Below are 19,534 nucleotides of genomic sequence, written 5' to 3' on the forward strand. Positions count from 1 at the left end.
GAGCGGCAGCATGGCCGCCGTGGACTGGAATGCGGTGTTCGAGGCGGAGGCACGGCGACGGAAGGTCCGGCCGCAGCCGACGTGGGGGAGTGGCGTGCCGCTGGATCCGGTGGTCGCGCGCAGCGTCCGCCGGTTCCGGAATCCGCCGGACGAGCTGACCGCCGAAGACCAGCGGCTGGTGGCGCGCCTGCTCGAAACCGCGAGCCAGCCGGGAAAAGGCGACGTGATGAGCCAGCTGATCTCCGACGTGCTCGCGCTCGGCTACTACCACGCGTTGCGGGACGGCACCCGCGACCCGGTTACGACGGAGGTAGCCGCGCGTGTGCTCGCCGGGCTGGAACGACGGCTGGGTTACCACGTGGACCGGTTGCGGCGCTGGGGAATCGCGGCGACCGCCAGGTGGCGAGCCAGAGCGATACTGGAAACCGGCGGCGTCCTGGTCGGCCATGGACGCGCGTTACGACGACTGGGGATGCCCTGGCTGGCGTTCGTCACCGATGCCTGGGCACGGTTCGAGCGAGCGCTCGCGGATGTCCACAGAGGACCGTCGATCCGCCCGGGGCCGCGCGTGCGGGCGCGGCCCCGGGGCCTGGTCTAGGAAAGCTTCGACCAGAGGAACTCGTACGCGACCGCCGAACGGAACGCGAGTTGTTCGTTGTCGGCCGCCGCTCCGTGGCCGCCTTCGATGTTCTCGAAGTACTCCACGTCGTGGCCCTGTTCCCGCATCCGCGCGACCATCTTGCGCGCGTGCCCGGGATGCACGCGGTCGTCGCGGGTAGAGGTGACGAACAGGATCGGCGGGTAATCGCCGTCCGCGGAAACCTTCTGGTACGGCGAGTATTTCGAGATGTACTCCCACTCTTCCGGCACGTCCGGGTCACCCCATTCGGCCATCCAGGACGCCCCGGCCGGCAACAAGTGGTAGCGCTTCATGTCGAGCAACGGCACCTGGCACACGATCGCGCCGAACAGCTCCGGGTAGCTGGTGAGCATCACGCCCATCAGCAGCCCGCCGTTGCTGCCGCCTTGGATGCCGAGCCGTTCCTTCGTCGTGATGCCCCGTGCGACGAGATCGCGCGCGACCGCCGCGAAGTCCTGGAACGCCTTGTACCGGTTCTCCTTCACCGCCTGCATGTGCCATTCCGGGCCGTACTCGCCGCCGCCGCGGATGTTCGCGACCACGTATGTGCCGCCGCGCGACAGCCAGGACCGGCCGACGACCCCGCCGTACGACGGGGTCAGCGAAACCTCGAAACCGCCGTAGCCGTACAGCAGCGTCGGGCCGTTTTCCGCGCCGGGCGGGCGAACCACGAAGTACGGGATCTTCGTGCCGTCGTCCGACGTCGCGAAGTACTGGCTGACCTCGATCCCGGTCGCGTCGAAGAACGCCGGCGCCTGCTTCAGCACCTCGACGTCGCCGCCGACGACGCCGCGGGTGAGCGTGGACGGCTGGATGTAGCTGGAGGAGTCCACCAGGTACTCGTCGTCGACGTCCGGTTCGGTGTCGACGATGTGCGCGCTGCCGAATTCCGGCGCACCGCCCAGTTCCGCCTCGGCCCAGCCGTCCGGACCGGGCGTCAGCACGCGCAGCTCCGACTTGACGTCGTGCAGCGTCGCGAGCAGGAGATGGTTGCGGGTCCACGTGTAGTAGTCCAGCGACGTGTGCGCGTCCGGGGTGAAGAGCGCGGTGAAATCGCGGTCGCCCGACTTGAACGCGTCGTAGCGGATCGCGAGCAGCGTCCCTGCGGGGTGTTCGACGCCGCCGACGGTCCACGCGCTGCGCGGGTGCACGAGCAGCCATTCGCGGTGCGTCGACACCTCGACGTCCTCGGGCAGGTCCAGTTTGGTCAGTCCCGACGGGGTCCGCTCGAAGTGCTCGGTGCGGTAGAAATCGATCGCCCGGCGCACGAAATCGCGTTCGAAACCCTCGGTCGGGTCGTGGTACGCCGTCACCGCGACGTCGTCCGGCTTGCCCTCGGCGACGAGAACCGCTTCTTCGAGCGGAGTGCCGCGCCGCCATTCCTTCACCAGGCGCGGATATCCGGACGTGGTGAGCGAGCCCGGGCCGAAGTCCGTTCCGAGGTACACCCGGTCGGCGTCGATCCACCCGATCCGGTGCTTCGCCTCGGGGAGGGTGAACCCGTCCTCCACGAACTCGTGCGCGTCGAGGTCGAACTCGCGGACCACGGTCGCGTCCGCGCCGCCGCGCGACAGCTGGACCAAGCCGAGCCGGTGCCCGGGACGCAGCACCGCGGCGCCCTTCCAGACCCAGCTCTCGTCCTCGGCCGCGGCGAGCGCGTCGACGTCGAGCAGGATCTCCCAGTCCGGTTCGGCGGTGCGGTACTGCTCCAGCGTGGTGCGCCGCCACAGCCCGCGCGGGTGCTCGGCGTCCTGCCAGAAGTTGTAGTAGTGCGTCCCCCGGCGCACGACGTACGGGATCCGCCCGCCCGCGTCGAGCACCTCGCGGATCGAGTCCCGCAGCTGCCCGAACCTCTCGCTCGCGGTGAGCACGTCCAGCGTCTCCGCGTTGCGCGAACGGACCCATTCGAGCGCCTCGTCGCCCGTCACGTCTTCCAGCCACAGGTACGGATCTTCGACAGTCATAGCGTCCAGTCTCGCTGTCCGTCGCGGATCCGGCCAGGAGCCCGGCGTTCCCGTTTCGTGATCCAGGGCGGCTCGCGGTCTCCGTATGCTGGCCGGGAGGGGGAGGAATGACGTATCACGCCGGAGGCTCGTGGCCGCCGCAGGCTCCGCCGCGCCGGAAGGCGGGCAAAGCGCTGGGCGCCGTCGCGGCGGTGGCGATCGTCGCTGTCACGCTCGCGCTCATGGCTGCGGTCCCGCACGAGGTGTCCGGGCACGCGATGGCAGCCCCGAACGCCGACTCGATGCCGGACCGCCAGGACGCCAAACCGGTGCGCAAGCTCCGCGGCAACCCGCTGCTCGCCGGCGGGATCGCGCTCGGTCCCGTGTCGTGCGACCTGCCGGAGCTGAGCCGGGACGCGGAGCAGCTCAAGGCGTTCTACACCGCGCTCGTGGGCTGTCTGAAGCAGGCGTGGCAGCCCGCGCTGGACAAAGCGGACGAGCCGAACCTGCCGGTCAAGGTGTCGGTCACGCTGCCGAAGACCAGCGCCTGCGGCAGCGCGCCGTCGCGGGACGAAGCGGTCGCGTATTACTGCGGCGGCGACGCCACGATCTACGCGCCCACCGACTGGATGCTGTCGGATGCGGGCTTGAGCCGTCCTCGCCACCTGGCGACGCTTGCCCACGAGTACGGCCATCACGTCCAGCGGGAGAGCGGCATCCTCGACGCGGCGAGCGCGGAGATGGGTTCGCCGGAACCGACCAGCGAAGCGGACAAGGCGGTCGTGCGCCGGATCGAACTCCAGGCCAACTGTTTCGGCGCGCTGTTCCTCAACGCCGCGGCGGACCGCGGTTCGATCAGCCGGGCCACCGCGAACGCCGCCGTCGCCGACTACGGCCGCGCCGACGACAGCGGCGACCACGGCACCCGCGCGAACCAGCTGGCCTGGGCGAAGGCCGGCTACACCGGATCCGGCCCGGCTGCCTGCGACACCTGGTCGGCCCCGGCGGACAAGGTCAGCTGACGCGCCACTGCGGGTCGCGGCCCAGCAGGCCGAGGAACTGGTCCAGCTCGCTTTCGTCCGGGCCGACGGGCACCACCGGCGCGAAGGTCCCTCGTTCGACGCGTTCTTTCGGGTCGGTCGGGATCATGAGCGCGAACTGCAGTGCGGCGTGGACTGCTTCCGGTACCGGGTCGTAGGCGACGTCGAGGGTCTTGGCCAGGTCCCAGCCGTGCGCGACGGTGTCGACGAGGTGCATCGCGACCACCACTGTGCCCGGGAAGGTGCCGAAGGTGCTGATGGTGATCTGGCGTTCCGCGACGTCGGCTTCGCCATACGCATCGAGGTAGTCGGTCACCGAAGCTGCGTACGCGGCGTACGCGTCTTCACCGAGCTGACCGCTGTGCCAGTCCTTCGCGGAGCCGTTGCGCGCGGCTTCGGCGAAGCCGCGGTTTTCGCTGACTTGGTGGCGGAGCAGGTCGGCGAGCGTCCAGCCGGTGCACGGCGTGGGCCGGTCGAGGTCCGCGGCGGTGATCTTCGAGACGATGGGATCGAGGACGAGCAGAGACTGCCGGTCGAGATCGAACGTGGTCATGCGCTTCACGCTAACCGCCGGATCGGTCCAGGAAGAGAGCCAAAATAGACCCAACTGCGGTGGACCAATCTAGGCTGAACGCGTGGACCTGCACCTCGACCTTTCCGGCACCCGCGGCCATCGCGACGAGATCTACCGCCAGATCCGCGAGGCGGTGCTCGACGGGCGGCTCCGCGACGGCGACGTGCTGCCGCCGACCCGGGAACTGGCGCACCAGCTGGCCGTTTCGCGCACCACCGTCACCGCCGCGTACGAACGCCTCACCGCGGAAGGATTCCTCACCGGCCGGGTCGGTGCCGGTACTTACGTGCGCGCCGGTGCCGCGCCACGGCCCGCTGAACCGACGGGGCTCGCCGACGGCGTCCAGCCGCGTCCAGAGTGGACAGATGTGCCCGCGCCGCCGAAGGCGTTCACCGACCCGCCGGAGTTCGATTTCCGCGCCGGGGCACCGGATGTGCGGCTGTTTCCGTTCGAGACCTGGCGTCGGCTGACGACCCAGGCATTGCGCAGTTCCCGCGCGGAACTGATGACTTACGGCGAACCCCAGGGCGATCCCCGGCTGCGCACCGAACTCGCGCGGCACCTCGCGGTGTCCCGGAACGTGCGCGTGCGCCCCGAACACCTCGTGATCACTTCAGGCGCGCAACAGACGATCGACCTCGTCGCGCGGGTCTTGCTGCGGCCCGGCGACCTGGCCGCGGTCGAGGATCCCGGTTACCCGCCGCCGCGCCTGCTGCTGGGCACGCTCGGAGTGCGCGTCGCGCCGGTTCCGGTGGACGACGAGGGCATCGTGGTCGACGCGATTCCGCCGGGCACTCGCCTGGTGCACGTGACGCCTTCGCACCAGTACCCGCTCGGTGTCGCGATGTCGCCGTCTCGTCGGCGAGCGCTGCTGGATTGGGCGGAGGACAACGGGGCAGTCGTGGTCGAGGACGATTACGACACCGAATTCCGCTACTCCGGGCGTCCGCTGGAACCGTTGCACAGCTTGGATTCTCACGGCCGGGTGGTCTACGTCGGCTCGTTCTCGAAAGTTCTGTCGCCCGCGCTGCGGCTGGGTTTCCTCGCCGCGCCGCCCGCGTTGGCGGAAGCGATCGTGAAGGCCAAATACCTCGCCGACTGGCATTCCCCGGGCATCGAACAAGCGGTGGTCGCGGCGTTCGTCGCCGAAGGCGGATTCGCCCGGCACGTCCGCCGGATGCGCGGCATCTACCGCGCCCGCCACGACCTCCTCGTGGACGGTCTCCGCGCCGAATTCGGCGACGTGCTGGAGCCGGTCCCGGCGTCGGCGGGGCTGCACCTGAGCGCGTCGGCGGACCGGGATCTGCGCGGCTTCGCGCGGAAGGCGTCCGGCGCGGGCGTCCGGCTGTTTTCGCTCGGCGATTTCTCCGTGGCGGCGCGGCGGCACGGGCTGCTGTTCGGCTACGGCGCGATCGCGGCGGAGGAGATCGGGCCCGGTCTCGCCCGGTTGCGGAGGGTGTTCGACAGCGGTCCCGAATGATCGCGTTACCACGAACGGACGCGTCCCGCTGGACTTTCGCACTCGGCACCGGGGCCCTAACCTGATGTGACCCGACTCACCGAGGAGAGGGCATCGCCATGCGGATTGCGGATTTGCTTCAGCGCAAGGGCGCGACGGTCGCCACTGTGTCGCCGGGGACGACCGTCTCCGAGCTGCTGGCGGGCCTGGCCCGGCACAACGTGGGCGCGATGGTCGTGGTGGACGCCGAAGGCGGGATCGCCGGGATCGTGTCCGAACGCGACGTCGTGCGCCAGCTCAACGACCACGGGCCCTCGATCCTCGACGGGCCGGTCGCGGACATCATGACCACCATGGTCGCCAGCTGCACGCCGGACGATCCGGTGGACCAGCTCAGCGTCGTGATGACCGAACGGCGGATCCGGCACGTGCCGGTGCTCGACGGCGGGCGCCTGGCCGGCATCGTGAGCATCGGCGACGTGGTGAAGATCCGGATGGAGCAGCTGGAACAGAGCCAGGAGCAGCTGGAGGCCTACATCTCCCAGGGCTGACGCGTCACTCGCGCCAGCCGCTGAGCTCGACGCCCTTCGCGACATCCACCCGGTAGCCGAGCGAGACCGTCTCGGAGGCTCCGGGTGCGATCGCGAGCCGCCAGGTGAACTGGCCCAGTTCGGTGCGCTCGACCGGCTCCGGGCTGACCCGCAGGTCCCGCACGGTGATCGCGTCGTCCCGGGAGACCGGGACTTGGTCGAGCACGGACACCACGGCTTCGCGCGGGCTGTGGTTGGTGACCGTCGTCTGGTAATCGGCTTCGCGACGGCGTTGCGCGGAGAACGTCGCCTTGCTGGCACTGCGCTTGACCAGCTCGCGTTCGACGCGGATCCGGTCGTCGACGCCCAGCGCGAGTTCGCGTTCCTCTCCGGGTGCCCACAGTTCCAGCAGCGTGCTGCCGACGAATTCGGCTTCGTGGAACACCGCGGCGCGACCGGCGCGAAGCGTGTGCTCCCCGGTGTTGACCACCTTCGCGCGCAGGTAGGCCTCTTCGGCCTGCGTCGGCGCGGTCACGTAGTCCAGTTCCGCGGTGAAGTCCAGCTGCGCGAGCGTCGTGCGGTGGCCTTGCGCGCCGGACGGGATCGCGACCGGGCGTGCGGGGCGGAAGGTGACCGCGGTGGTGCCCTGCTCGACTTCGGCGACGTGCGCGGCGAAGCCGTCTCGACCGGCGGGTGCGGCGCCGTATGCCATCGCGGCCGCGGGAGCAGGCGGCACCATCGACCGGCGCTCCGGTTGCTGCCGGTCCAGATACCAGGGCTGGAGTTCCGGGATCACGACGGTGCTCGCCGGGCGGGCGGTGGACAGCGTCAGTTCGCACTCCGGCCAGTCCTCGCCGGTGTGCTGACTGACCAATCCGTACGAGGTGACGGTGACGTCGGTGCCGCGTACGCGGACGTCGTATCCGGATTCCCAGCGCGCGCCGGGGACCACATAGGACAGTTCAATTTCGGCGGTGGCGGGGGATTCCAGCTCCACCACGATGGTGGAACTGTCCTGTTCGGACTGTGCGCTGCGGGTTTCGATCTGACGGTCGAGTGCGGCGAGGTCTTCGTGCAGCCGTTCCAGCCTCGTGGCGAGCGCGCGACGTTCCTTGAGCGCCACGGCTAACTGCGTGCTGAGCGCTTCGCTCACTTCCTGGACACGCCCCGGTTCCGCGTCGCCGCCAGCCAACGCCTTCGCGAAGCTCGCTCCGCTGCGTCGCGCGACGCCGGTCAACAGGTCGACGCGCGCCGCAGCTGCGCTCTCGTCGTCCGCTACTTCGTCGACAGTCGCTTGGTCCGCGCGACGCTGCTCCACGAGCGCGCGCAGCGTTGGGTCCGCAGGCTCGGCGTGTTGCACGTACGCGACGTCGACGCCCGTAACCAACGCGTCGCCCGCTCCGCTGACGCGCACCGAAGCAGCGTCGAGCGACAAGGGGAGTCCCGTGATTTCTACGCGGGACCCGTCCGCCGGAGTGACTTGACAGCGGCGGGTGACGCGCGCGTGCTGCGGATAGACCGTAACCGTGACTATCGGTGCGTCCATGGCTCCGACGTTAGTCGGTTGACGCAACTTGCGGTTGACGGAAGTCTCGAAGCTGCTCGCCTGCTTCGTCCGGCTTGGGGGTTCTGGTGGGAGTTGCCGCTCGCGTCGCTGCCGTATTCGTCGCAGTGGCCACGTTGTCCGTGCCCGCGGTCGCTGAAGCTGCTTCGCCGCCCGTGCCCGTCTTCACCGACGGTCAAGCGCAGCCGGTCTTCGATCCGGCTGACGTCATCCGCGAGGACCTGTGGGTCACTGCGCCCGTCGACAGCGACCACGACGGCAAGCCTGACCTCGTACACGCGCAGGTGGTGCGTCCGCGCGCCACGGAGCAGGGCATGAAGGTGCCTGTCGTGTACGAAGCGAGCCCGTACTTCGCGGGCGGCAACGACGTGCCGAACCACAACGTCGACACCGAGCTGTACGTGCCGGGCCCGCACGCCGCGCCGCCGATCGGGTGGAGCTACCAGAACTACTTCACCGCGCGCGGATTCGCTGTGGTGTACGGCGAATCCCTCGGCACCGGGCTGTCGACCGGCTGCCCGACGACCGGCGACGTGAACGAGACGATCGGCGCGCGCTCGGTGGTCGACTGGCTGAACGGCCGCGCTTCCGCGCACGACCAGGCCGGAGCGTCCGTCACGGCGAGGTGGAGCACGGGGAAGACCGGCATGATGGGCGTGTCGTACAACGGCACGCTGCCCAACGCGGTGGCGAGCACCGGCGTCGAAGGGCTCGAGACGATCGTGCCGATCGCCGCCATTTCGAGCTGGTACGGCTACTACCGCAACGCCGGCGCGGTCGTGGCTCCCGGCGGATACCAGGGCGAGGACACGGACGTGCTGGCCGGTTACGTCTACTCGCGTGCGGACCGGCAGATCTGCCGTCCGGTGCTCGACGGCCTCACCGCCGCGCAGGACCGCTTGACCGGGGACTACAGCCAGTTCTGGGACGTGCGGAACTACCGGAACGACGTCGGCAAGGTGCACGCGTCGGTGCTCGCGGTGCACGGGCTGAACGACTGGAACGTCAAGACCGAGCAGGTCGCCACCTGGTACGAAGCGCTGAAGAAGCACGGCGTCGAGCACAAGATCTGGCTGCACCAGTCGGGCCACGCGGACCCGATTTCGCTGCGCCGCGACGTCTGGCTCACGACGTTGAACAAGTGGATGTCGCACTATCTCTACGGCGTCGACAACGGGATCGAGCGCGAGCCGAAGGCGACCATTCAACGCGAGGACAAGTCGTGGGTCGACGAGGCCGAATGGCCCGCGCCGGGCACCTCGGACGTCGAGCTGCACCCATGGCCGGGCGGACGTTCGACCGGGGCACTCGACCGGCAGCCGGTGCCCGGCCGTCCGACCGTCGAAACACTGGCCGACGACGCGAGCAAGAAGATCGAACAGCTCGCCGATGCGACGTCGTCCGGGAACCGCTTGCGCTACCGCACTTCCGCGGCCACGGCACCGGTGCGGTTGTCCGGCACGGCGAAAGCCGAGCTGCGGCTGTCGTTCGACCGCCCGGCCGCGAACGTCACCGCGGTGCTGCTGGACCGCGCGCCGGACGGCAGTTCCCACGTGATCAGCCGCGGCTGGACGGACCCGCAGAACCGGATCAGCCCGTCGGTCACGTCGCCGATCACCCCCGGACAGCGGTACCGCATCGAGGTCTCGCTGATGCCGAAGGACTACATCGTGGCTGCCGGACATCGCCTGGAGTTCGTGCTGGCCTCCAGCGACCACGACTTCACGCTGCGGCCGCGGCCCGGTGCGGGACTGTCGCTGGACCTGACCGGGACGACGGTCACGTTGCCGATCGCCGGCGGGAAGAAGGCGTTCTACTCGGCGATCCCGGCGCGGTAGGCGAAGGCGACGGCCTGGGCCCGGTCGCGCAGACCGGCCTTGGAGAACAGGTGATTGACGTGCGTCTTCACCGTCGCTTCGCTGACGACGAGGGTGCGCGCGATCTCCGTGTTCGACAGCCCGGCCGCGATCAGCCGCAACACTTCGACTTCGCGTGCGGTGAGGCCTTCCAGTTCCTTGGTGCGCACCGGGGCGCGGCTCGTCGCGGCGGCAACCAGCCGTTGCTGGAGCGCGCCGTCCACAGTGGACTGACCGGCGGCCGCTGAGCGGAGGGCGCGGACGATCGCGTCGGCGTCGGCGTCCTTGGTGAGGAAGCCTCGCGCACCGGCTTTGAGCGCGGCGAGGAGGGAATCGTCGTCGGCGTACGTGGTGAGGACGACGACTTCGGTCTTCGGATGCTGCGCGCGGACCAGTTCGGTCGTCTCGACGCCGTCGCGCTTCGGCATGCGCAGGTCGACGAGCAGTACGTCCGGCTGGTGCTCCGAGACAAGTTCGAGAGCCTGTACGCCGTCTGCCGCCGCGCCCACCACCTCGACGCCGGGCAGCAGCCCGAGCAGCGTGACGAGACCTTCGCGCACTACTGCCTGGTCGTCGGCCAAGACCACGCGCAGCGTCACGCCGGCACCGTCAGGTGAATCCGCCATCCGTCCTCCCCAGGGCCGCATTCGAGCTTCCCGTTCACCAGCGCGACCCGTTCGCCCATGCCTCGCAAACCGTATCCCGGCGACGGCGGCTCCGGCGGACGGCGGCCCTGGTGGTCGATGATCGTTAAGTCGACTTCGTCGTTGTTGAAAGCCACCGTGACGTCTAGGGCGGGACCGCCAGCGTGTTTGCGAGAGTTCGCGAGGGCTTCCTGTACGGCGCGTACGAGCGTTGTGCCGACAGCGGCGTCTAGCTCGCGCGGTTCGCCTTCGATCACCAGGTCGGCGCGAGAGCCGGTGTCGAGCCTGTACGCGGCGAGAAGGTCCGACACCGAGCGCTCGACGGGTACGGCGTCTTCGCGCAGCGCGGCGACAGCCTTGCGCGCTTCGGCGAGACCGTCCGTCGCCAGCTTCTGCGCGCGTTCGATCTGCGCGAGGGACTCTTCGCTCGCACCGTCGCGGACCAGCAGCAGGCGCGCGCCCTGGAGGTTGAGTGCAAGACCGGCGAGGGAATGCGCGAGGACGTCGTGCAGCTCCCGGGCGATGCGCGCGCGTTCGGCGAGCGCTGCTGCGCGCGCGTGTTCCTCGCTGGCGGTCTGGGCGCGGGCGAGCGCGAGTTCGGTCTGTTCCAGCCGTTCCGCGCGGCTCCGCCGGTTGGCGGCGAGCAGCACCATCACGACGAGGACCGCGAAGAAGGCGACCGCGTTCAGCCAATCGAGGTCGTAGACGATCGACCAGGCAAGGATCGTCGCCGAGGCCACGGCGAGCGAGATCGCCGCCCCGACCCGGCCGGACACGCGAAGGGTGTAGAAGGTCGCGCCGAACATCGTCGTCGCGGTCCAGCTGCCCGGCTGCAGGATCCACAGGGCGCCCGCCGCCGCGACGACGGCGATCATGGTCGCGGGCATCAGCCAGCGCGGCCGCGACTCCCGGGTGAGCCAGAGCGCCGGGACGGACAGCACGAGAACCAGCGCGATCAGCGGCCACGTCCAGGGGCGAGCGCTCGGCATCGCGAACAGGGCCGGCACGGCGAGCACGCCCCAGCGCACCCAGTCGGCGCCCTCGAACCGCCGCCGCGCCTTGGCGAGGGAGGCCGCTGGTGTGCCCATGGGCCCTCCCCGGTCGTCTTGTACGGAAAATGTACTGGCTCCGGCTTGGCTGGAGGGCGTCGGACATTTCCCCCATCAGGAGGTACGCCCCATGTCCAGATTGAGACGGTTCGCGGCGGTCGCGGCTGCGGTGGCCTTGCCCGCGTGCGGCCTGACGCTCGCCGCCCAGTCGACGGCGTCCGCGGCCCCCAACTTCCAGGTGCCATTCAAGTGCGGCGTGACGGTCACCGCGGCGACCTTCAGCGGCCACAACCCGCCCAACTCGGTCGACTTCCAGAAGTCCGGCATCACCGGCATGCCGGTGCTCGCCTCCGCGCCCGGAACGGTCACGCGCGTCGCGAACGAGGGCAGCACCAGCTACGGCCGCTGGATCGAACTGGACCACGGCGGCGGCTGGCGGACCCGGTACGCGCACCTTTCCGAGCAGGAAGTCTCGGTGGGTCAGAGCGTCGGGCAGGGCAAGGAGATCGGCAAGGCGGGCGCGACCGGCGGGGTGACCGGGCCGCATCTGCATTTCGAAGAAAATTTGAACGGCGTGACGCAAAAGGCCGTGCTGAACGGCGTCGCGGTGCCGTATTACGGCAAGAAGGACTTCACGAGCAAGAACGGCTGCGGAGGCAACCCGTACTCGGCGACGGAGGTGTGCGGGTCGGGCTTTTCGGTGATCGACCAGCAGGCGCTGGGGACGGCGGGCACCGCGTATCTGCTGTACAACTCGTCCTCCAAAGAGAACTGCGTGACGACCCTGAAGGCGGTTTCCCTCGGGACGGTCAGCCCAGTTTCGGCGTTCCTGGAGGTTCAGGGGTCGACCAGGGCGACGGATTCGGGGAACTTCACCTACTACGCCGGGCCGGTGAAGAAGAACGCCGGGTCCACGTGCGTCAAGTGGGGTGGTTCGGTCGGCTCAGCCTCGTACACGAGCCCGTTCGAACACTGCGGCTGAGCGGTTTCTGACGATGCTGCCGGAGCCGTGCTGGCTCCGGCAGCATTCTGTCTATTGTGGACGCATCGTGTTGATGCACACGCCACCGACAATTTCCGCCGGTGCTCCCCGCTCGTGACGCGGTTGTCCACAACTGCCTGCCGTCGTCCACAGATTTGCCGTGCTGGCCCCGATTCGCGGGTTCGCGGCGCACAGTGGAGGCGTGACCATCTCGACGCCGCCCGGCATCTCCCGGGCCACCCTCAGCAAGCCGGCCGACCTCATCGCCTCGCTCCCGTACCTGCTCGGTTTCCGTCCCGACGATTCCCTCGTGCTGCTGGGCCATCGGGTACCCGGCACGACGATAGGCCTGATGCTGCGCGCCGACCTTCCGCCGCGAGAACTCCAAGCACAGCAAGCAGATGCGCTGATCCCGCGCTTCGCCGACCACGAGCACAACGGCGTCACCGCCGTCCTCGTCGGCGGTTCAGCGGACGAAAACGGTCCACCCTACCGGGAATTCGCAGCCGAGCTGGAGCGTGGCCTGGCGCGGCACAACCTCCGCCTGTTCCATGCTTTGTGGACCGCCGAGATCGAACCCGGTGCACCATGGTCGTGCTACCGGGATCCGGACTGCCGCGGTGTTCTGCCCGATCCGCAGGAAACCGTCATCGCCGCCGCGACCACGGAGGCGGGCTTCGTGGTCTTCCGCAGCCGCGAAGAGCTGGCTGCCGTCCTTGAACCCCGGTCGCCGGAAGCGACCGCCCGCCGGGCTGACTTGCTGGCGTCCTGTCCGGAACCGTTGTGCAGCCCTGGCATGTCGCACAGCGACGTCCTGGACGCGGCGGTTGGCGAACTCCGCGACGCATTCCTTCGCCAGCGCCGAGGTGCGGGCCCGCCCGACGACGACCAAGCTGTGCGCCTCGCCCACGCGTTGACGTTCAACCCCGTCCGCGACGCCTGCCTGGCTCTCGCGGTCCCGCCGCACACGTCGCTGACCCGCGAGGCGGAGGAGGTGTGGCTGACGCTGGTCCGCGAACTACCGCCACCGCACCGTGCCGAGGCCGCGCTGCATCTCGGCTACACCGCCTTGATGCGTGGGGAAGGCGCGCTCGCCGGGATGGCCTTGGCGAACGCCGTGGAAGCCGACCCCGCTCATGTGGTGGCGCAGTTGCTGCAGGCCGCGTGGAACATCGGCACGGACCCGGCGAAACTGACCGGTCTCGCCGACTTGAGCACCGCGGTGGATCTGGGCTTGTCTCCGCCGCCGGAGCCGGGGAACGGTGGGGAGGCGGGTCCGGGGCGAAGATCTGGGCCGCCGCGGGGATGAGATGACCGTTGCCGACGAGACTTCCGGGCCGGAGTGGCGTGGGTGAGGCCGGGTTTCCTGGCCGCGAGGCGGGGCGTGGGCCTGAGCCGAGGTTGCCCCCGGTTCATCGCGACGGTGATGGGACGAGGTTGCCCGGGCAGGGCCGCAGGGTTTTTCCTGGATACCGGCTGGTGTTCCGGCGCAGGGGAGTGGCCGGGTGCGAGCCGCGCCGTCCCGTTGCTGACGTGCCCGAGTCGAATCCTGCGCTGCTGAGTCCTCAGTGGACTTTCGGTGTCCTGCTGCGGGCGCGTCTGAACGATGCGCTCGCAGCAACGACGCGGAGGGCGGGGATCCACCCGAATCCCCGCCCTCCGCACCGGAATGCTGTGCGCGAACCTGACCCGGGCGGTGCCCGGTCCGGAACTGCCGTCAGGAACGACGCGACTGGGTGAACTGCCAGGCGTCCGACACGATCCCGTCGAGGTCGGTCAGCTTGGGGGTCCAGCCGAGTTCGCCGTTGGCCTTGTCGCTCGACGCGACCAGCACCGACGGGTCGCCGGCGCGGCGCGGGGCCACCACGGCGGGAATCGGATGCCCGGTGACCCGGCGGCAGGATTCGACGACCTCGAGCACCGAGAACCCGGTGCCGCTGCCGAGGTTGTAGATGCGGTGCTCGCCCGCGGCGGCGTGGCGCAGGGCGAGGAGGTGGGCGTCGGCGAGGTCGACCACGTGGATGTAGTCGCGGACGGCCGTTTTGTCCGGCGTCGGGTAGTCGTCGCCGTAGATGGAGATGTGTTCGCGGTCGCCGGTCGCGACCTGGAGGACGAGGGGGATGAGATGGGTTTCGGTGGTGTGCCGTTCGCCGAACGCGCCGTAGGCTCCGGCCACGTTGAAGTACCGCAGGCTGACCGCGGCGAGGCCGTGGGCGCGGGCGAAGCTGGTGATCGCGTGGTCGATGGCGAGCTTCGACGCGCCGTAGGTGTTGGTCGGCTGCGTCGGGGCCGTTTCCGGGATCGGCGACACCTCGGGCTCGCCGTAGGTCGCCGCGGTGGAGGAGAACACCAGGCGCGGCGTGCCGTGCTTCTTCATCGCCTCCAGCAGCCGCAGCGAGGTCACCACGTTGCCTTCCCAGTACTTCGCCGGGTCGGTCATCGACTCGCCCACCAGCGACTTAGCGGCGAAGTGCAGCACGCCGTCGAAACCTTCGCCGAGCAGGTCCGCGGCGACCTCGGCCGCGTCGCCCTCGACGAAGCGCGCCTGCGGGTGCACCGCGTCCGCGTGCCCGGTCGACAGGTCGTCCACCACGGTGACCTGGTGACCGGCTTCGATGAGGCGGGCCGCGCACACGCTGCCCACGTACCCCGCGCCGCCCGTCACGATGAGTTTCAGGGGGCTCTGCTGGTCCGTCACGTCAAGGCCTTTCTGCTGAGGGGTGGCGACTGTGCGGCACAGTCTCCCCTTGGTGCGACGCGACAGACCCTCCGGGGGTTGCTCCGGAAATCAGGCCTCGTCGCGGCCCGCGCCGCGCGACGGCACCGCCGTGAACATCCGCGGACGGCGGAACCCGGCCTGCTCACAGGCGGTTTCGACCGCGGTGCGAACTCCGTCCAGATCCTCGTCGCGGACCAGTGCGATGGCCGAGCCGCCGAACCCGCCGCCGGTCATCCGCGCGCCCAGCGCGCCGGCCGAGCGGGCCGAGTCGACCGCGAGGTCCAGCTCGGGCGTCGAGATGCGGTAGTCGTCGCGCATGCTCACGTGCGACGCGTCGAGGTGCGGCCCGATTTCGGCGAGCTTCTTCTCGCGCAGCAACGCGACCACGTCGAGCACCCGCTGGTTCTCGGTGACCACGTGGCGCACCAGCGGTACCAGATCTTCGGGCAGCTGCGCCAGGGCGTCGTCGAGGCCGTCGAGCGTGACGTCGCGCAGCGCCTTCACGCCGAGCAGTTCCGCCGCGCGCTCGGTGCCGCGCCGCCGCGCGCCGTAGCCGCCGTCGGTGTGGGAATGCTTGGTGCGGGTGTCCATGATGAGCACCCGGAGCCCGGCCTCGGCGAGCGGGAACGGCACCTGCTCCATCTCGCCCGAGCGGACGTCGAGGAACAGCACCCGCGAGTCCTCGCAGCACAGCGACGCCGTCTGGTCGAGCAGCCCGGTAGGCGCGCCGACGTAGTCGTTTTCCGACCGCTGCACCCAGCGCGCGATCTCCGGACGAGTGGGAGTCGTCGCTCCGCCGTCTTCGAGTTCGACCCCGGCCACGCCCAGCAAAGCCAGCGAAACCGCGCATTCCAGCGCGTGAGAGGAAGAAAGCCCCGCCCCGGACGGCACGTCGCCCGCGACGACCACGTCGGCGCCGCCCGCGTAGCCCTGGTCGCGCAGCACCCACGCCACCCCGGCGGGATACGCGGCCCATCCGTCGACCGAACCCGGTTCGAGCGCGGCGATGTCGTGCGGCCCGGAGTGCTGCAGCTGCCCGTCGTCGCCGAGAGTGGCGACCTGGAGCTTGCCGTCCTCGCGCGGGGACGCGGCCGCGGCCAGCCGGTGCGGAAGCGCGAAGGGCAGCACGAACCCGTCGTTGTAGTCGGTGTGCTCGCCGATCAGGTTCACCCGGCCCGGCGCGGACCACACGCCTGCCGGGGCCCGCCCGTGGACTTCGCGGAACGCGCGCGCCGCGTCGGTCGCCGGGCTCACTTGGCGAGCGCCAGCACAGCGTGCAGCGCCGCGGTGGACACCTGCGCCGTGGTTTCGGTGCCCTTGACCTCGACGGTGGCGCTGCCGCCCGCCGCCTTGCCGACCGTGACGAACCCGCCGGGCACGATCCCGACCGTCCGCAGTTCGGTGAGCAGCGACTCGTCGAGCTGCACGTGTTCGGCGATGCGGCGGATCTCCACCTCGCCGCCGCCGGTGCGGGCGAACTCGTCGAGGCGCACCAGGCCGTCCTCGGCGCGCGGCGCGGGGTCGCCGTCGCCGAGCTTGTCGAGCCCGGGGATCGGGTTGCCGTACGGCGACGTGGTCGGGTGGTCGAGCAGCTTCACCAGCTTGCGCTCGACGGCCTCGCTCATCACGTGCTCCCAGCGGCACGCCTCGTTGTGCACGTGCTCCCACTCGAGGCCGATGACGTCGACGAGGAGGCGCTCGGCGAGCCGGTGCTTGCGCATGACCGCGACGGCGAGGTCGTGGCCGTGGTCGGTGAGCTGCAGATGCCGGTCGTCGGCGACGACGACCAGCCCGTCGCGCTCCATCCTGGCCACGGTCTGGCTCACGGTGGGCCCGCTCTGCTGCAGGCGCTCGGCGATCCGGGCCCGCAGCGGAACGACCCCTTCCTCTTCGAGCTCGTAGATGGTACGCAGGTACATCTCGGTGGTGTCGATGAGATCGTTCACGCTGTCCCCTTCGTCCGCGTAGCTCATCGTAGTCGCCGGCCCCGACAGCGACGGCTCGCCTCGGCGTAACGGCCCGGCCGCGCCGAAAAGTCCTGCCCTGGTGCGCGAACCGCGTCCGGACCTGCAGGATGGGACCATGCGACCGTTGATCTCGCCCGCTGAGCTCGCCGCGCTGACCGGCCGCGAGCGTCCCGTCGTGCTGGACGTCCGCTGGCGGCTCGGCGGACCGCCGGGAGCGGAGTCCTACCAGGAGGGACACCTGCCCGGCGCGGTGTTCGTCGACCTCGACACGGCGCTGGCCGCGCCGCCCGGGGAGGGCGGCCGCCACCCGCTGCCCGACCCGGCGGTGCTGCAGCGCGAACTGCGAAAAGCCGGGGTCCGGGCCGGGCGTCCGGTGGTCGTGTACGACGACGCCGACGGTTCGGTCGCCGCGCGTGCCTGGTGGCTGTTGCGCTGGGCCGGGCATCCGGAGGTCGCGGTGCTCGACGGCGGTTACGCAGCGTGGCTGGCCGAGGGTCGGGAAGTGACGGCCGAGACGCCGTCGCCGGAGCCGGGCGACATCGACGTCCGGCCGGGAGCCATGCCGGTCCTGTCGGCCGACGACGCGGCGGCGCTCGCGCGCGAGGGTGTGCTGTTCGACGCGCGGGCGCACGTCCGCTACACCGGCGAGACCGAGCCGGTCGACCCGCGGGCCGGGCACATCCCGGGTGCGGTCAGCGCGCCGTCGTCCGAGCACGCGGGAGCGGACGGGCGCTGGAAGTCGCCGTCCGAGCTCGCCGAGCGGTTCGCGTCGCTGGGCTTGACGGACGGGGTTCCGGTCGGCGCCTACTGCGGTTCGGGCGTCACGGCGTCCTCGGTGGTGCTCGCGCTGGAGGTCGCCGGGCATCCGGAACCCGCCGCGCTGTACGCGGGGTCGTGGTCGCACTGGTCGCGCGATCCGGAACGCCCCGCGGCCACCGGTCCCGAACGCGGCTGACTTCCGTCGGAGCTTTCGGCGCTGTGCACCGACTTCTCGTCCGGAGGTTTCCGGGTGAGAGGCGGCGCGGCTGAGTTCCACCCCGCCGCGGAACCCGGCTGGGGACGCTGCGGGGAAGTACAGTGCGATGCATGTCGTCGCCTGCAGTTGTCTGGGATCCGTCGCTGCTGAAGTACGACCTGGGCGGGCAGCATCCGTTCAACCCCGTCCGGCTCGACCTCACCGTGCGGCTCGCCACCGAGCTGGGCGTGCTCGACGGCGTCGATCTGCTCGTGCCCACCGCGGCAGGCGACGAGGAACTGCTGCGCGTCCACGTGCCGGAGTACCTGGCCGCCGTGCGGGAAGCGCCGAACGTCGGATGGGACGTCGGGCACGGGCTCGGCACCGACGACAACCCCGTGTTCCCCGATATGCATCACGCGACCGCACTGGTCGTCGGCTCGACGCTGCTCGCCGCGCGCAAGATCGCCGACGGCGAGGTGCGCCGGGCAGTCAACATCGCGGGCGGGCTGCACCACGCGATGCGCGATCACGCGTCCGGGTTCTGCATCTACAACGACTGTGCGATCGCTATCTCGTGGCTGCTCGACCACGGCTTCGACCGCATCGCGTACGTCGACACCGACGTGCACCACGGCGACGGCGTCCAAGCCGCGTTCTACGACGACCCGCGCGTCCTCACCGTCTCGATGCACCAGCATCCGTTCACGCTCTGGCCCGGCACCGGCTACTCCGCCGAGATCGGCAAGGGGAAAGCGGCCGGTTCCGCGGTGAACATCCCGCTGCCGCCGCACACACGAGACCCCGGGTGGCTGCGGGCGTTCGACGCGGTGGTTCCGGCTGTGCTGCAAGAGTTCCAGCCGCAGCTGCTCGTCACCCAGTGCGGGGTCGACTCGCACGAGGAAGACCCGATGGCCGACATGTCCCTGTCGGTCGACGGACACCGCACCATCTACTCCACGCTGCGCGACCTGGCCGAACGCTATGCGAACGGCCGCTGGCTCGCCGTCGGCGGCGGGGGATACCAGCTGATCCGCGTCGTGCCGCGCTCGTGGACGCACCTGATGGCGACCGTGCTGGACCGCGACGTCCCGCCGGAAACACCGCTGCCGCCCGGCTGGGTCTCGACGGTCCAAGGCGCGGCCCCGGCCGCAGACCTCCCCGCCGCGATGACCGACGGCAAGGACACCGCCTTCAAACGGTGGGGCGACGACGCGGACGACCCGGTGGACATCGCGATCCGCGACACCCGCCGCGCGATCTTCCCGCTGCACGGCCTCGACCCGGACGATCCGAGGGACTGACCATGCCCGACCAGCCACGCCGTCCCGGCACCGGCGACCCCGGCCCGGACGACCCCGCTCCCGACACCCGCCCGACCGGCGGTTCCAGTGGACCTGCCGCGCCCGACGCGGGCGGTGTTTCCGCTCGTGACGCTCGGGCGATGGGCGGTTCTGGCGGGGCCAACGCGTCCGACCCTGGCCCGGGCAACCCCGCTTCTGACAACCGCACGACCCGTGGGTCTGGCGGATCTGGAGCGCAGAATCCTGCCCGCCACGCTGAGGGAGGACCTGGTGCGGCAGGAACACCGGCGACCGGCAGTGCTGCCGCC

At 70.3% G+C, this 19,534-nt stretch carries 17 protein-coding genes; 9 read left to right on the forward strand and 8 right to left on the reverse strand.

The window, feature by feature from the left end:
* Window positions 1-10 precede the first annotated feature (10 nt).
* Entirely contained in the window at window positions 11-598 is a 588-nt protein-coding gene (locus H5411_RS29265; RefSeq protein WP_183125686.1) for a hypothetical protein, read from the forward strand.
* Here the strand turns inward: H5411_RS29265 and H5411_RS29270 are convergent.
* On the reverse strand, window positions 595-2,604 hold the full coding sequence (locus H5411_RS29270) for a prolyl oligopeptidase family serine peptidase (RefSeq protein ID WP_183125687.1): 2,010 nt from the start codon (window positions 2,602-2,604) through the stop codon (window positions 595-597). The genes H5411_RS29265 and H5411_RS29270 overlap by 4 nt on opposite strands.
* A 107-nt stretch (window positions 2,605-2,711) precedes the next feature.
* Here H5411_RS29270 and H5411_RS29275 point away from each other — a divergent pair, with 107 nt between their 5' ends.
* Window positions 2,712-3,605 carry a neutral zinc metallopeptidase gene (locus H5411_RS29275; protein ID WP_183125688.1) on the forward strand — a complete coding sequence of 298 codons (894 nt, stop codon included), beginning with the start codon at window positions 2,712-2,714 and terminating at the stop codon, window positions 3,603-3,605.
* Here the strand turns inward: H5411_RS29275 and H5411_RS29280 are convergent.
* On the reverse strand, window positions 3,598-4,176 hold the full coding sequence (locus H5411_RS29280) for a TIGR03086 family metal-binding protein (protein WP_183125689.1): 579 nt from the start codon (window positions 4,174-4,176) through the stop codon (window positions 3,598-3,600). The genes H5411_RS29275 and H5411_RS29280 overlap by 8 nt on opposite strands.
* 82 nt (window positions 4,177-4,258) lie before the next feature.
* Between H5411_RS29280 and pdxR the strand changes: the two genes are divergently transcribed.
* Window positions 4,259-5,677, forward strand: a complete 1,419-nt coding sequence (pdxR, locus tag H5411_RS29285; RefSeq protein WP_183125690.1) for a MocR-like pyridoxine biosynthesis transcription factor PdxR — start codon at window positions 4,259-4,261, stop codon at window positions 5,675-5,677.
* A 98-nt stretch (window positions 5,678-5,775) separates the two neighbouring features.
* A complete protein-coding gene (locus H5411_RS29290) occupies window positions 5,776-6,207 on the forward strand; it encodes a CBS domain-containing protein (RefSeq protein ID WP_183125691.1) in 432 nt (143 codons plus the stop codon).
* A gap of 4 nt (window positions 6,208-6,211) precedes the next feature.
* Here the strand turns inward: H5411_RS29290 and H5411_RS29295 are convergent, their stop codons facing one another.
* On the reverse strand, window positions 6,212-7,732 hold the full coding sequence (locus H5411_RS29295; RefSeq protein WP_183125692.1) for a DUF4139 domain-containing protein: 1,521 nt from the start codon (window positions 7,730-7,732) through the stop codon (window positions 6,212-6,214).
* A gap of 125 nt (window positions 7,733-7,857) precedes the next feature.
* Between H5411_RS29295 and H5411_RS29300 the strand changes: the two genes are divergently transcribed.
* Window positions 7,858-9,588, forward strand: a complete 1,731-nt coding sequence (locus H5411_RS29300) for a Xaa-Pro dipeptidyl-peptidase (protein WP_312878646.1) — start codon at window positions 7,858-7,860, stop codon at window positions 9,586-9,588.
* Here the strand turns inward: H5411_RS29300 and H5411_RS29305 are convergent.
* Window positions 9,564-10,205: a response regulator gene (locus tag H5411_RS29305; protein ID WP_183125707.1), complete on the reverse strand. Its 642-nt coding sequence runs from the start codon at window positions 10,203-10,205 to the stop codon at window positions 9,564-9,566. The two genes, H5411_RS29300 and H5411_RS29305, sit on opposite strands and share 25 nt — an antisense overlap.
* Window positions 10,202-11,338, reverse strand: coding sequence for a histidine kinase (locus H5411_RS29310; protein WP_183125694.1), 1,137 nt, complete (start codon window positions 11,336-11,338; stop codon window positions 10,202-10,204). Before H5411_RS29310 ends, H5411_RS29305 begins: the two co-directional genes overlap by 4 nt.
* A gap of 91 nt (window positions 11,339-11,429) precedes the next feature.
* Here H5411_RS29310 and H5411_RS29315 point away from each other — a divergent pair, with 91 nt between their 5' ends.
* Window positions 11,430-12,281, forward strand: coding sequence for a M23 family metallopeptidase (locus H5411_RS29315; protein ID WP_183125695.1), 852 nt, complete (start codon window positions 11,430-11,432; stop codon window positions 12,279-12,281).
* A 202-nt stretch (window positions 12,282-12,483) separates the two neighbouring features.
* Window positions 12,484-13,590 (forward strand): DUF4192 domain-containing protein, encoded by a 1,107-nt coding sequence (locus H5411_RS29320; RefSeq protein ID WP_183125696.1) that lies wholly within the window; start codon window positions 12,484-12,486, stop codon window positions 13,588-13,590.
* 408 nt (window positions 13,591-13,998) lie between these two features.
* Here H5411_RS29320 and galE read toward each other — a convergent pair whose 3' ends face one another.
* The 3 genes from galE to H5411_RS29335 form a co-directional block, all read right to left on the reverse strand.
* Window positions 13,999-14,979, reverse strand: a complete 981-nt coding sequence (galE, locus tag H5411_RS29325) for a UDP-glucose 4-epimerase GalE (protein WP_183125697.1) — start codon at window positions 14,977-14,979, stop codon at window positions 13,999-14,001.
* 90 nt (window positions 14,980-15,069) lie between these two features.
* Window positions 15,070-16,254 (reverse strand): galactokinase, encoded by a 1,185-nt coding sequence (gene galK, locus H5411_RS29330; protein ID WP_101434840.1) that lies wholly within the window; start codon window positions 16,252-16,254, stop codon window positions 15,070-15,072.
* Window positions 16,251-16,973, reverse strand: coding sequence for a metal-dependent transcriptional regulator (locus H5411_RS29335; protein WP_101434839.1), 723 nt, complete (start codon window positions 16,971-16,973; stop codon window positions 16,251-16,253). The genes galK and H5411_RS29335 overlap by 4 nt, the downstream gene beginning before the upstream one ends.
* Before the next feature lie 109 nt (window positions 16,974-17,082).
* On the opposite strand from H5411_RS29335, the gene H5411_RS29340 reads away from it, so the two are divergent.
* Both H5411_RS29340 and H5411_RS29345 read left to right on the forward strand, forming a co-directional pair.
* On the forward strand, window positions 17,083-17,922 hold the full coding sequence (locus H5411_RS29340; RefSeq protein WP_183125698.1) for a sulfurtransferase: 840 nt from the start codon (window positions 17,083-17,085) through the stop codon (window positions 17,920-17,922).
* A gap of 131 nt (window positions 17,923-18,053) precedes the next feature.
* Window positions 18,054-19,226, forward strand: coding sequence for an acetoin utilization protein AcuC (locus tag H5411_RS29345; RefSeq protein WP_183125699.1), 1,173 nt, complete (start codon window positions 18,054-18,056; stop codon window positions 19,224-19,226).
* Window positions 19,227-19,534: the final 308 nt, after the last annotated feature.

Origin of the sequence: Amycolatopsis echigonensis (assembly GCF_014174495.1) — a bacterium.
GTDB classification, from domain to species: Bacteria; Actinomycetota; Actinomycetes; order Mycobacteriales; family Pseudonocardiaceae; genus Amycolatopsis; species Amycolatopsis echigonensis.

What these genes read in the sequence shown, in the direction of transcription:
- H5411_RS29265 (WP_183125686.1), top strand. Translation starts at nt 11, where the DNA reads ATGGCCGCCGTGGACTGGAATGCGGTGTTCGAGGCGGAGGCACGGCGA.
- H5411_RS29270 (WP_183125687.1), bottom strand. Translation starts at nt 2,604, where the DNA reads ATGACTGTCGAAGATCCGTACCTGTGGCTGGAAGACGTGACGGGCGAC.
- H5411_RS29275 (WP_183125688.1), top strand. Translation starts at nt 2,712, where the DNA reads ATGACGTATCACGCCGGAGGCTCGTGGCCGCCGCAGGCTCCGCCGCGC.
- H5411_RS29280 (WP_183125689.1), bottom strand. Translation starts at nt 4,176, where the DNA reads ATGACCACGTTCGATCTCGACCGGCAGTCTCTGCTCGTCCTCGATCCC.
- H5411_RS29290 (WP_183125691.1), top strand. Translation starts at nt 5,776, where the DNA reads ATGCGGATTGCGGATTTGCTTCAGCGCAAGGGCGCGACGGTCGCCACT.
- H5411_RS29295 (WP_183125692.1), bottom strand. Translation starts at nt 7,732, where the DNA reads ATGGACGCACCGATAGTCACGGTTACGGTCTATCCGCAGCACGCGCGC.
- H5411_RS29310 (WP_183125694.1), bottom strand. Translation starts at nt 11,338, where the DNA reads ATGGGCACACCAGCGGCCTCCCTCGCCAAGGCGCGGCGGCGGTTCGAG.
- H5411_RS29315 (WP_183125695.1), top strand. Translation starts at nt 11,430, where the DNA reads ATGTCCAGATTGAGACGGTTCGCGGCGGTCGCGGCTGCGGTGGCCTTG.
- H5411_RS29335 (WP_101434839.1), bottom strand. Translation starts at nt 16,973, where the DNA reads ATGAGCTACGCGGACGAAGGGGACAGCGTGAACGATCTCATCGACACC.
- H5411_RS29340 (WP_183125698.1), top strand. Translation starts at nt 17,083, where the DNA reads ATGCGACCGTTGATCTCGCCCGCTGAGCTCGCCGCGCTGACCGGCCGC.
- H5411_RS29345 (WP_183125699.1), top strand. Translation starts at nt 18,054, where the DNA reads ATGTCGTCGCCTGCAGTTGTCTGGGATCCGTCGCTGCTGAAGTACGAC.